This is a genomic window from Saccharopolyspora sp. NPDC002578 (assembly GCF_053592695.1).
In genome coordinates, this window is the sequence record NZ_JBSFWJ010000067.1 from 22384 (window position 1) to 34900 (window position 12517).

Below are 12517 nucleotides of genomic sequence, written 5' to 3' on the forward strand. Positions count from 1 at the left end.
GCCACATTCCCGCCAGCGTGGCGGGAATTCCGCGGGTGGCGCTTCGCCTGGCGGAAAGGCCGGGCTTGGCGGATTCCTGGCGAGTGCTCCGCCGACCGTGGTAATCGCGTCCGGAGGCGGAATAGCTTCGGTTGCGTCGTGTCGATTCGTCACCGCCGACGCGGTGCGTGGAGTGAGGAGAGAACGTGGACTCGATGATGGTGGTCGTGGTCGTCCTGCTGGGGGTGCCGTCGATCTGCTTCGCCGGGCGGCGCCTGTCCGAGCAGTGGGCGATCGAGCGGTGGGAGTGCCGCGCCGCCGCCTGGCTGCGCGCCCTGTCGCAGCCGGATCCGCTGCTCGGGCGCGGCTGATCCACCGCTCGATCGCGGCCGAGCTCACCCCGCGGGGTTGAGGTGGATGATCCCGAAGATGCCGCCCGCCGGGTCGTGGACCACGGCGAAGCGGCCGGGTTCGATGTCGACCGGGTCGACGACGGTGGCGCCGCCGAGGCGGGTGACGTCGGCGAGGGCGCGGTCGGTGTCCGGGACGGCGAAGTACACCAGCCAGTGCGCGGGCACTTCGGCCGGCCAGCTCTCGTCGATCCGGATCATCCCGCCGATCTTTCGGCCGCCCAGTCGCAGCAGCCGGTACTCGGTGTCGCCGACGGCCTGCGGTGCCGCGTCCCAGCCGAACACCGCGCGGTAGAACTCGGTGGCGCGGTCGGGTTCGCGGGTGGCCAGTTCGTGCCAGCAGGGGGTGCCGGGCTCGTTGACGACGGTCGAGCCTGGGTGCTGGTTCGGCTGCCACAGCGCGACGGCCGCGCCGGTCGGGTCCGAGCACAGCGCCATCCGGCCCGCGTCGAACACGTCCATCGGGTTCAGGTGCACCTGGCCGCCCGCGTTCCGGACGGCTTCGGCGGAGGCGTCCGCGTCGGTCGTGGCCACGTAGGTGGTCCAGAACGTGGGGCCCTGCCGGGGTTCGTCCTGCGGGCCGATGCCCGCGATCGGCTTGCCGCCTCGCTGGCAGATCAGGTAGCCGCCCGCTTCGGGACCGGAGTCGTGCACGGTCCAGCCGAACAGCTCGGCGTAGAACTCCGAGGCCGAACCGGGGTCGGCGGTGTTGAGATCCACCCAGCAGGGCGTGCCGGGCGGGTACGACGTGATCTCCATGAGAGCCCCCGAGGTTCGTGGAGTACGGCCGCCGGACCCTTGACGGCGGGGTGCGGCCGAGGCCCATAGTGGGCATTCGAATGTTGGTGTGGTCAATCGAACGGCGCATCTCGATCAGGTCTAAAAGCTGAGATGTGGTGGCGAATAGTGACCAATTGGTTGACCCATTACCCGTTCGGGTGAGGTCATGGGACCACTTGACCGTCCCCACAGCGTTGCCGCTGCTACCCAGAGGAGATCAGCGTGTCCCTGGCACGAGTGCTGACCGGAGCGGCGGGCCTGGCCCTGGCCGCCGCCGCCTTCGCCGTTCCCGCCCAGGCCGCCGCCCCCGCGGCGCCCGCCCCCATCGACATGCAGCCGATGATCATCGACGGCGAGGAGGCCACGGACGCTCCTTGGGCCGTTCGCCTGCTCAACGACGGCCAGGAGGCCTGCACCGCGACCGCCATCTCCGCCGACTGGGTGCTCACCGCGCAGCACTGCGTGGAAGGCGCCGGCGACGCGATCAGCTTCAAGGTCGGCAGCCTGAACCAGCACGAGGGCCAGGAGGTCAAGGCCAAGGCCGGCGGCGTGCACGTGCACGACAGCGTCGACCTCGCGCTGGTCAACGTCGACACCCCGATGAACGTCGAGTTCTCGCCGCTCGGCTCCACCGGTGACGTCAACAACGGCGACACCGTCCAGGTCTACGGCTGGGGCGCGACCTGCACCGACCAGCCCGAGGCCCAGTGCCAGGCCGAGAACCTGAAGGTGGCCGACGTCAAGGTCACCGACATCGCCTGCACCGACTACCGCGGCGGCACCGCGGTCTGCGCCGACCGCGTCAACGGCATCACCGCCGGTGGCGACTCGGGCGGCCCGATGTTCTCCAACGGCACCCAGGTCGGCGTGGCCTCCACGAGCGACCGCGCGACCTCGACGGCGTACACGAACGTCACCGAGTACCGCGACTGGATCAAGGAGACCGCCGGCGTCTGATTCGCCTGAGGCTCTCCAGCAGTACCCCGCGTCCGGGGCCGCCACGGCGGCCCCGGACGTGTGCGTTCCGGTGGCGGAAAGTGAGAGCCCGTGCACCCGGGGTGGTCGCTCGCCGGATGAAGATCGCAATTCCCGGAGCGGTCCGTGAAAAATGTGGCCGGGCAATCGAGTCCGGGCCCGGACGTGCAGCTGCGACGGGCGTTTTCGCTGGTCACGCCCGTGATTCGCATATTCGATCACTATGCGTCTTAGATCGTTATCACTGCGTTGATGCGCGGCGCAACAATCCTGTCGTGCTCATCACGTGTAAAATCGAGTATCGCCTGGTAGTGACGCCAGGAAACGGTCGCGTACCTGACGCGTTACCGATGTTCTGTTAAGTTGGCAAAGCATGACCGGCGACAAACCCAGCCATAACGGCGACGGACCGAATGGCGGACGGAATGCAGGGAGTGGTTCTTCCGCTTCCGGTGAGATCGGCATTCCGGTCGTCGCGGACGGTCCCGCACTCTATCGGATCACTCGTGATTCGCAGGTGCTCGATGTGAACTCGTCCTACGCGTACCTGTTGTGGTGCCGGGACTTCGCGCACACCACCGCGGTGGCGCGGGAGGACGGCGACGTGGTCGGTTTCGTCACCGGCTACCTGCGCCCGGACGCCCCGGACGTGCTGATGGTCTGGCAGGTCGCCGTGGACGCCTCGCAGCGCGGCCGCGGTGTGGCGGGCAAGCTGCTCGGGCACCTGCTCGACCGGCTGGTGCCGGAAGGCGTCCGCTACCTGGAGACGACCATCACCGCCGACAACACCGCCTCGATCAAGCTGTTCTCGGCGCTGGCCAGGGACCGCGGCACCGAGCTCGCCCGCAGCGAGCTGTTCGGCGCCGAGCTGTTCCCGGACGCGCACCTGGGCGAGGACCTCTACCGGATCGGCCCGTTCGCGGCCCCCGGTGTCGTGGCAGGTGAGGCCGCCGCGGCGCCACGTCCGGCGGACTAGCGCGAGCACGTCCCGCACGGCTCTCGGTGGGAGCCGGTGGCGCGGGGAACGTGCGGGGGCGGGGTCATCCGCCGGCCGCGCCGCACAGACGAACGAGTTCCGACCGGCAGGTCTCCCCGGCGGGGACCATGACCGATTTGCAGCCGGTGGCCGCTTCGGCCGCCGCGAACGGAGGATCGTGAACGATATCTTCGCAAGCCTCGAATCCGAGGTCCGCAGTTACAGCCGCACCTGGCCGACGACGTTCGACAAGGCGGGTGGCAGCTGGCTCTACGGCGAGGACGGCACGCCCTACCTGGACTTCTTCGCCGGCGCCGGCGCGCTGAACTACGGCCACAACAACCCGCGGCTCAAGCGCAAGCTCATCGAGTACATCGAGCGCGACGGCGTCACGCACGGGCTCGACCAGGCGACCGCCGCGAAGCGGGAGTTCCTGGAGACGATCGACGAGAAGCTGCTCAAACCGCGCGGGCTGGACTACAAGGTCCAGTTCCCCGGGCCGACGGGCACCAACTCGGTCGAGTCCGCGCTCAAGCTGGTCCGCAAGATCACCGGCCGCGAGTCGATCATCAGCTTCACCAACGCGTTCCACGGCATGACCCTCGGGTCGCTGTCGGTGACGGGCAACTCGATGAAGCGCGGCGGCGCGGGCATCCCGCTGGTGCACTCCACGCCGATGCCCTACGACAACTACTTCGACGGGCAGTACCCGGACTTCCTGTACTTCGAGCGGCTGCTCGAGGACAGCGGCTCCGGCCTGAACGAGCCCGCCGCGGTGATCGTGGAGACCCTGCAGGGCGAGGGCGGCATCAACTCGTCCCGCCCGGAGTGGCTGCGCGGCCTGCGCGAGCTGTGCGACAAGCACGGCATGCTGCTCATCGTCGACGACGTGCAGATGGGCTGCGGGCGCACCGGCCCGTTCTTCAGCTTCGAAGAGGCCGGCATCACCCCGGACATCGTCTGCCTGTCCAAGTCCATCGGCGGCTACGGCATGCCGCTGGCCCTGACGCTGATCAAATCCGAGCACGACGTGTGGGAGCCCGGTGAGCACAACGGCACCTTCCGCGGCAACAACCCCGCGTTCGTGACCGCGTCCGAGGCGCTGAAGCTCTACTGGAGCGACGACGCGCTGCAGAAGAGCACCATCGCCAAGGGCGAGCGCGTCGGCCAGGTCATCGGCGAGATCGCCGACAAGTACGAGGGCGCCCAGGCCAAGGGCCGCGGCCTCGCGCGCGGCCTCGGGTTCGAGGACCCGGAGACCGCGGGCAAGATCTCGAAGGCGGCGTTCGACCGGAAGCTGATCCTGGAGACCTCCGGCCCGCAGAGCGAAGTGATCAAGATCATGCCGCCGCTGACCGTGTCGGATGAAGAGCTCGAACAGGGGCTTCAGATCATCGTCGATTCGGTGCAAGCTGTGCTTGCCTGATCCAACAACGCACGCGACGGCCGGTCCCGCACTTCCGGGCCGGCCGTCTCGTACGGCACCACCGGCACCACGAAGGAGGGCATTGTGTTCGTCCGCAGCCTCGAAGAGGTCGAGAACACCGACGACGACATCCAGACCGAGAACTGGCGCAGCAAGCGCATCGTGCTGGCCAGGGAGAAGGTCGGCTTCTCGGTGCACGAGACCACCCTTTACGCCGGTACCGTGAACGACTTCTGGTACGCCAACCACATCGAAGCCGTGTTCGTGTACGAGGGTGAAGGCGAGCTCGAGAACAAGTCGACCGGCGAGATCCACCAGCTCAAGCCGGGCACGCTGTACATGCTCAACGAGCACGACAAGCACCAGGTCCGTCCCAAGACCGACATCCGCACGGTCTGCGTGTTCAACCCGCCGGTGACCGGCCGCGAGGTGCACGACGAGAACGGCGTGTACCCGCTGATCGTGGAGGACTGACCGGGCATCGACCCGGCGTTCCCGCCGCACCGCCCACGAGCCGCCGCCCGCGGCCGTGGGCGGTTTTTCATGCCTGCCGCGCCCGTCCGGGAAACCTCGCCGGAACGCATGCGTAATGACCGCGGCGGTCGGGTAGCCCAGAACTGTCTGGTTGCCTGCCGCGGTGTGCGACACGGATCCCCCGACGAGGGGAACGGCCACCGACCGAGGAACCGAGAAATGGCGCCCGATTCCGACGTGGAATCGGGCGCTCCGGCGGTAATTCGCGAAGGAGGCGCAACTGATGACCGTCGCGGATGTGACGACTCAGGACCGTTATCCGACTCGGCGCGGCACCGAGTCCGCATTCATCGAACGCACCGATCCCGTCGTGTGGTCCGGCGTGCGCGCCGGACCGGCGACGCGGACCGACCTGGCCGCGCACGAGGCCAAGGGATTCCACACCGTGCCGGGTCTGCTGTCCCCGGCGGAAGTGCAGAAGTACTGGCAGGAACTCGATCGGCTCACCAAGGACCCCGAGGTCCGGGCCGATGAGCGCACCGTCGTGGAGAAGGACTCCGGCCAGGTCAGGTCCTTGTTCGAGGTGCACCGCACCAGCGAGCTGATCGCCGAGCTGGTGCGCGACCCGCGAGTGCTGGACCGGGCGCGGCAGATCCTTGGATCCGAGGTCTACGTGCACCAGAGCCGGATCAACTACATGCCGGGATTCAAGGGCAGCGGGTTCTACTGGCATTCCGATTTCGAGACCTGGCACGCCGAAGACGGCCTTCCCGCGCCGCGCGCGGTGAGCCTGTCGGTGGCGCTCACCGACAATTATCCGTTCAACGGCGGATTGATGGTCATGCCGGGCGCGCACCGCACCTACGTGTCGTGCGTGGGCCGCACTCCGGGGGAGAACTACAAATCTTCGCTGAAGGAGCAGAAGGTGGGGGTTCCGGGCGAGGACGACATCACCCGGCTCGGCTACGAGCACGGGATCGAGCAGTTCACCGGGTACGCGGGGTCGGCGTTGTGGTTCGACTCGAACACGATGCACGGGTCCGGCAACAACATCACGCCGTTCCCGCGGTCGAACATCTTCATCGTGTTCAACAGCGTGCGCAACGCGCCGGTGGCGCCGTTCGCGGCGGACCGGCCGCGGCCGAGCTTCGTCGCCGCGCGGGACACCAGCGCCGTCGTGCGCTGACGCGGCACCGCCCGGCCCGGTCGCGCGACACGCGGCCGGGCCGGTTCGCGTTCGACCCCTCTCCGGGGTCATGCTCATCCTGAACACATTGCTTGAGCCCCCGAAAGGGTTGGAATACTGATTCCGATGAGTGATCGTGGACGGTGTTCCATGGCGTCACCCGCTGACAGGGCGGTCCAGGAGAGCGGATGAGCACACTGCACCACCCCGTCGAGGCGATGCCCTCCGACATGCGCGACAGCGTCACCACGCCCAGCGCGGCGCGCGTCTACGACTGGTACCTCGGCGGGGCGCACAACTGGGAGATCGACCGCGCTTTCGGACAGCGCGTCGTGGAGATCGTCCCCGGCATGAAGGCCTACTGCCGGGCCAACCGCCGCTTCCTCAACCGGGTCGTGCGCTACGCCCTCGACTCCGGCATCCGGCAATTCCTGGACCTCGGCTCCGGCCTGCCCACCGTCGGCAACGTGCACGAAGTCGCCGAGCTGCACTGGAGCTCCGCGCCCGAAGCCCGCGACCCCGGCGACACGCGCGTCGTCTACGTGGACAACGACCCCGTGGTGCAGTCGCTGGGCGGACTCATCCTCGACCGGGAAGGCGACCCGCGACGGCACCGCGCGCTGCGCGCCGACCCGATCGCCGACCCCGGCGGGATGTGGGCGCTGCTGGACGACACCGGGGTGATCCGGTTCGACGAACCCATCTGCATGCTGATGCTGTCGATGCTGCACTTCTCCAAGGACGCCGTCGGCCCGCACGGCGCGCTCGACGCGCTGCGGGAACGGCTGCCCAGCGGTTCGCTGCTCGCCGTGTCGCACTGGACGACCTCCGACGCGACCGAACAGGAGCAAGAGGAGAACCGGCGGCTCGTGGAAGCCTACGAGCAGTCGACCCACCCGGGGCAGCTGCGCTCCCACTCGGAGATCCGGGCGTTCTTCGGGGACTTCGCGATGGTGGAGCCCGGGTTGGTCTATGCGCCTCAGTGGCGGCCGGATGGGCAGGAGGAGTTCACCGGCGACCCGGAACGCTCCCGAATGCTCGCCGGGCTAGCTCGTAAGGCATGAGTGCCCGCCCGGTCGGTTTGGGCGGGTGGTCGGGTGGCGGAACCTCAGCCGGTCTCTCGCTGCGGGATCTTTTTCCCAAGCGGCTCCGCCACGAGGGAAAAAGCTGTCCTCGCGAGAGACCGGCTGAGAACCCGCGGGTGGTCGGCTTTTTGACGTGGGCTATGTGCTTCGCACATACGGGCACGGCCTTCGGCCGCGAGGCAGGCGGGACTTCGTCCGCCCACTGCACGGCTTCGCCGCAATGCACGGCCTTCGGCCGCCAGGCAGGCGCGCTTCGCCGCTCAGAGCACGGCTTTGCCGGGAGGCAGGGGCTTTGGTCGTTTCCTGGTCTCTGGGCAGGGCTGGGGCGAAGGTCAGGGGGCGGGGGGTGGGTCCAAGCCCAGGTAGCGGCGTTCGTTGAACTTTTCGCCTGTGCAGGAGGCTCCGATGTCGTGGCCGATGCGTTCGATCACGTCGGCCAGTTCCAGGCGGGACAGCCATTGGCGGGGGAGCGCGGCGGTGCCGTGGCGGGCGCCGAGGATGGCGCCGGTGATCGCGGCCGTGCTGTCGCTGTGCCCGGAGTGGTTCGCGGCCAGGCGCAGCGCGTCCGGGAACTGCTCCGGCCGGGGCAGCGCCAGCGCGCAGTACGCGCCGATGGCCAGGGCTTCCGGGCCGATCCAGCCCTGCCCGAGCCGTTCCACGTGCGAGACGGAAGCGCCCAGCCGGGACAGCGTGGAGGCCTCCGCGAGCAGGCCCGCGGTCTCCCCGTCGTCGCGCAGCACGCGCCCCGTCGCCTGGTCCACCGCGTCCGGCAACCGCCTGCCCTGCACGGCGATCAAGTGCACGATCAGCGACAGCGTGCCCGCCGACGCCCAGCCACCGCCGCCGCCGTGGGTGAGCGCGGCGAGCCGGCAGCCGAGCCCGTAGGCGATGGTCGCGCTGGGGGCGAAACCGACCGGCGTGCTGCGGTCCACGCCGCCGCAGCCCTTCGAGCTGTTGCGCGGGCGGTCCGGGCTGCCGAGCTCCGGTTCGCCCAGCGCGCGCAAGCTGGTGAGCCCGGGCGCGCGGCTCGCGTACAGCTCGCCCTCGGCGAGCAGACCGGTCGCGCCCGGCGGCGGCTTGGACTCCTGCTGGGTGATCAGCCAGCGGCGGTAGGCGGCCGTGACCGTTTCGACGGGTCGCCACTGGCCGCCGTTGTTGCCCTGGGTCCACGCGCTGAGGTAGCCCTCGCCGGTGAACAGCGTCATCTGCGTGGCGTCGCCCAACAGGGCTTGCGGAGGCGGCTCGGTGATGCCCTGCTCGCCGTGCTCGGCGCGGATCCCGTCCAGCTGCTGGAACTCGACCGGTGCTCCGAGCGCGTCGCCGAGAGCCCCGCCGAGCAGGCAGCCCACGGCCCGATCGACCACTGTGGACGGTGTGGGCACGCGGTGATCTCCTTCTCGGGCACTGCTTCGGCGGCGGTCGATCAGTGCCCGACTCTACTGGGCGGTATGGCGGGCGCGGCGGCGATCCGGCAACCGCGGACGTCGTCGCCGCGTGCGGCCCGACACCCTGGCATCCGGCACCGGATGCGTGAATGATCAACTTTCCGGACACCGCGGCGCGCCCCGGTCGGGTGATCGGCGCGTCTGCCGGATGTTCGACGGTCGCGCCATCACGTTCGGCCGATCGGGTGACGCCTCGGATGGTATCGGTGGGCGCCGGTCGAAGATCGCTACCGTGTGTCCGCTTCGCCGGGAGTGGACTCCGCGAGTCCGAGTGACCGAAACTGACGAGGATCGAACACGCAGCGAACGGCAGGTGTCGAGGGGCATGCAGGGGCAGGACGCAACGCCCGATCGGAGGGGCGCTAGCCGCGAGGACGCCGGTCCGGACACCGCCGGATTCACCTTCCGCGTGCTCGGCCCGCTCGAAGTCCGCTACGACGGGGCGCCGCTGCAGCTCGGCTCCGCCTCCGTGCGCGGAGCGTTCGCCTGCCTGCTGATGGAACCCAACCAGCTCGTCTCCATCGACCGGCTCATCGACACCCTCTGGGGGGACGAGCCGCCCGCGACCGCCCGCACCATCGTGCACGGCTACATCTCCCGCATCCGGCGGCTGCTGCACGGCCACGGCGACGCCGACGCGGCCGGGCGCCCCGAGATCCTCACCCGCTCGCCCGGCTACCTGCTGCGCATCGACCCCGAGCGCGTCGACGCGCACCGCGCCCGCACGCTGATCAACGAGGCGCACGGCAAGGACCCCGCGGCCAGGGCGGCGCTGCTCACCGAAGCCCTCCAGCTGTGGCGCGGCCCCGTGCTCTCCGGCATCGTCGCCGAACGGCTGCACCAGATGGTCGGGCCCAACCTCGACGAACTGCGGCTGCTCGCCCTGGAAGAGCGCATCGCCGCCGAGCTGGAACTGGGCAAGCACCACCGGCTGGTCGTCGAACTGGCCACCCTCGTCGACCAGCACCCGCTGCGGGAACGGCTCACCTACCTGCTGATGCTCGCCGGGTACCGGGCGGGCAACCGCGCGGAAGCCCAAGCGCGCTACCACGCGCTGCGGGAACGGCTCTCCCACGAACTCGGCATCGACCCCGGCCCCGAAGTGCGCACCCTCTACGAACGGCTGCTGCGCGACGACGAAGCCCTGCTCAGCGGCACGCAGCGGCAAGCCGACCGGGAAGTCGCCCCCGTCGGCCCGGTCCCCGCCGAACTGCCGCCCGCCGTCGCCGGGTTCGTCGGCCGCGAACGCGAAATGGCGCTGCTGGACCGGATGGTCGAACGCGACCGCGGCGACACCACGCTGCTCGCCGTGCTCACCGGCACCGCGGGAGTCGGCAAGAGCGCCGTCGCGATCACCTGGGCGCAGCGGGTCGCCGCGTCGTTCCCCGACGGCCAGCTCTACGCCTCGCTGCGCGGATTCGACTCCGAACGCGCGCCGTTGTCCCCGGGCGAAGCGCTCACCAGCATGCTCAAGACCCTCGGCGTGGCCGCCGACGCCATCCCCGTCGACCTCGACGACCGGGCCGCGCTGTTCCGCTCGCTGCTCGCCGACCGGCGCGTGCTGGTGCTGCTCGACAACGCCCGCGACTCCGAGCAGGTCCGGCCGCTGCTGCCCGGCGGATCCCGCTCGCTGGTGCTGGTGACCAGCAGGCGCAGGCTCGACGGGCTCGTCGTGCGCAGCGGCGCCCGCGTGCTGCCGCTGGAGACGCTGCCCACCGAATCCGCCGTCGCGCTGCTCGACCGCGCGGGCGGCATCGACGGGTCCGCCGAGGAACCCGAGGCCGCGCGGGAACTCGCCGAGCTCTGCGGCGGGCTGCCGCTGGCGCTGCGCATCGCCGCCGCCCGGCTCGCCGCGAACCCCGCCCGCGGCATCGCGGGCCTCGTGCGCGAACTCACCGACGAGAGCAACCGGCTGCACGCGCTGGACATCGACGACGCCGACACCAGCGTGCGCCGCGCCTTCGACATCTCCTACCGCAACCTGCACCCCGTGCACGCCGCCACGTTCCGGCAGCTCGGCCTGGTACCGGGGCACACGTTCACCGCGCACGCCGTGGCCGCCGTGTGCGAAACGGACCCGCCCGGCGCATACCGCAGGTTGCGGGCGCTCGCGCTGGCCCACCTCGTGACCGAGTCCGAAGTGGACCGGTTCGGCATGCACGACCTGCTGCGGCTCTACGCGCGGGAACTGCTCACCGCGCCCACCTGCGACGGCAAGCAGGACGGCGCCGGCTTCGCCGAACGCGACGAGAAGGCGTTCACCCGGCTCCTGCACTACTACCTCGTGGTCGCCGACCACGCGCGCCGCTTCCTGCGGCCCGCCCGCGACGACCTCGACCTCTCCGGCGACTCCACCATCGAGCAGCCCGAGATCCGCAACCGCACCGAAGCGCTGGCCTGGTTCGACTCCGAGTGGCCCAACCTGGTCGCCGCCGTGCGCGCCGCGCACTCCCACGGCCTGCACGAGTACGCGTGGCGGCTGGTGCGCTGCCAGTTCAACTACCTGGTGGTGCGCTGCCCGTGGGAGGACTGGATCCAGATCTACACCGTCGGCCTCGAATCGGCGCGGCTCGCCGCCGACCCCGTCGGCCAGGTGCTGATGCCCGCCGGGCTCGGCGTGGCCTACGCCCGCACCGGCAAGCACGACGAGGCGCTGGCGCACTACGCCGACTCGTACCGCTGCGCCGTCGCCACCGGGAACGCCGGATGGCTGGCGTTGGCGCAGGTCAACATGGGTGCCGTGCTGTTCCGGATGCAGCGCTACGCGGAGGCGCAGGTGCACTGCCGGGACGCGCTGCGCGCCTACCGCACGCTCGGCGACCGCTACCGGGAGGCGGGTGCGCTGAACAACCTCGCCCAGGTCGAGCAGGCCAACGGGCGGCTCGACGAGGCGTTGGAGCACTTGCTGGAGGCCGAGGTGATGTACCGCGAGGCCGACGACCTCGAAACCCTCGCGATGGTGCTGAACAACTGCGGCGAAGTCAGCATCGAATCGGGCAGGCTCGACGAGGGTGAGGGCTACCATCACGAGGCGCTGAACGTGGCGCAGCGCTGCGGGTCGGCGATGCACCAGGCGTCGGCGTACATGGGGCTGGGCGACGTGGCGCAGTCCCGCGGCGATCGCTCCGTGGCCCGCACCCGGTGGGAGACGGCGCTGTCGATCTACGAGACCGGCGGGTCACCGCGCGCCGCGCAGGCCAAGTCCCGGCTGCAGTCCATTGACGACATCGGCGCCTGACTCCGCGGCAGCTCACATGGTGTCCACTGTGGACGTTTAGCCGACGTTTAGCCGATGTCTAGCCCGGACTGCCAAAGTGCCTTTCGTGCGGGTCAGCGTCATGAACGGCCCGCACCGGGTGGCACTGGGGGAAATCCGAGGGGGGATTGCCACCCGGCCGTCCCGGCCGAGCCCGTGCCAACGGGCGACGGTCGGGGCGGACGCTCCGAGCCCGGGGCGCTCGGAGCGATCCGGGAGGACGTGGGGGTGGGTGCGGACCTTTGGACTGGGGGATTCCAGAGGTCCGCACTTCGTCTTTCTCAGCCGAGGTGGGAAGTCTCGCTCGGCTTGACGTGCGGCGTCGGGCTGCCTCGCGGCGAAGCCGTGCAGTGGACGAGCGAAGCGAAGTCTGCCTGGCGGCGAAGCCGTGCCTGGGGCGAGCGAAGCGAAGTCTGCCCTGCGGCCGAAGGCCGTGCCTGTATTCGCGCAGCGAATAGCCCACGCCCAAAAGCCGACCACCGGCGGGTTCTCAGTCGGTCTCTCGCGAGGACAGCTTTTTCCCTC

General features: G+C 70.0%; 10 protein-coding genes. 8 read left to right on the top strand and 2 right to left on the bottom strand.

All coding sequences use genetic code 11. The features are described from left to right. The first annotated feature begins 185 nt into the window (after window positions 1-185). Window positions 186-350, top strand: coding sequence for a hypothetical protein (locus ACWD38_RS24580; protein ID WP_184483436.1), 165 nt, complete (start codon window positions 186-188; stop codon window positions 348-350). Window positions 351-374: 24 nt separating this feature from the next. Here the strand turns inward: ACWD38_RS24580 and ACWD38_RS24585 are convergent, their stop codons facing one another. Continuing rightward, a complete protein-coding gene (locus ACWD38_RS24585) occupies window positions 375-1148 on the bottom strand; it encodes a VOC family protein (RefSeq protein ID WP_184483434.1) in 774 nt (257 codons plus the stop codon). Window positions 1149-1391: 243 nt separating this feature from the next. Here ACWD38_RS24585 and ACWD38_RS24590 point away from each other — a divergent pair, with 243 nt between their 5' ends. The 6 genes from ACWD38_RS24590 to ACWD38_RS24615 all read left to right on the top strand — a co-directional run bounded on the left by ACWD38_RS24590 (window position 1392) and on the right by ACWD38_RS24615 (window position 7270). After that, window positions 1392-2126, top strand: coding sequence for a trypsin-like serine protease (locus tag ACWD38_RS24590; protein WP_184483432.1), 735 nt, complete (start codon window positions 1392-1394; stop codon window positions 2124-2126). Between the two features lie 391 nt (window positions 2127-2517). After that, window positions 2518-3120 (top strand): diaminobutyrate acetyltransferase, encoded by a 603-nt coding sequence (gene ectA / locus ACWD38_RS24595; RefSeq protein ID WP_184483424.1) that lies wholly within the window; start codon window positions 2518-2520, stop codon window positions 3118-3120. A gap of 178 nt (window positions 3121-3298) precedes the next feature. Next, entirely contained in the window at window positions 3299-4546 is a 1248-nt protein-coding gene (gene ectB / locus ACWD38_RS24600; RefSeq protein WP_184483422.1) for a diaminobutyrate--2-oxoglutarate transaminase, read from the top strand. Between the two features lie 84 nt (window positions 4547-4630). After that, window positions 4631-5020, top strand: a complete 390-nt coding sequence (locus ACWD38_RS24605; RefSeq protein WP_184483420.1) for an ectoine synthase — start codon at window positions 4631-4633, stop codon at window positions 5018-5020. Between the two features lie 283 nt (window positions 5021-5303). Beyond that, window positions 5304-6206 (top strand): ectoine hydroxylase, encoded by a 903-nt coding sequence (gene thpD, locus ACWD38_RS24610; RefSeq protein ID WP_450124989.1) that lies wholly within the window; start codon window positions 5304-5306, stop codon window positions 6204-6206. A 188-nt stretch (window positions 6207-6394) separates the two neighbouring features. Continuing rightward, complete coding sequence (locus tag ACWD38_RS24615) at window positions 6395-7270, top strand: SAM-dependent methyltransferase (protein ID WP_184483416.1); 876 nt, start codon at window positions 6395-6397, stop codon at window positions 7268-7270. Between the two features lie 353 nt (window positions 7271-7623). On the opposite strand, the gene ACWD38_RS24620 is transcribed toward ACWD38_RS24615, so the two are convergent. Further along, the gene (locus tag ACWD38_RS24620) at window positions 7624-8673 is read right to left on the bottom strand and encodes an ADP-ribosylglycohydrolase family protein (RefSeq protein ID WP_450124990.1); all 1050 of its coding nucleotides are present in this window, start codon (window positions 8671-8673) and stop codon (window positions 7624-7626) included. A 388-nt stretch (window positions 8674-9061) separates the two neighbouring features. Between ACWD38_RS24620 and ACWD38_RS24625 the strand changes: the two genes are divergently transcribed. Further along, complete coding sequence (locus tag ACWD38_RS24625) at window positions 9062-11974, top strand: AfsR/SARP family transcriptional regulator (protein WP_184483412.1); 2913 nt, start codon at window positions 9062-9064, stop codon at window positions 11972-11974. The last annotated feature ends 543 nt before the right edge of the window (window positions 11975-12517 follow it).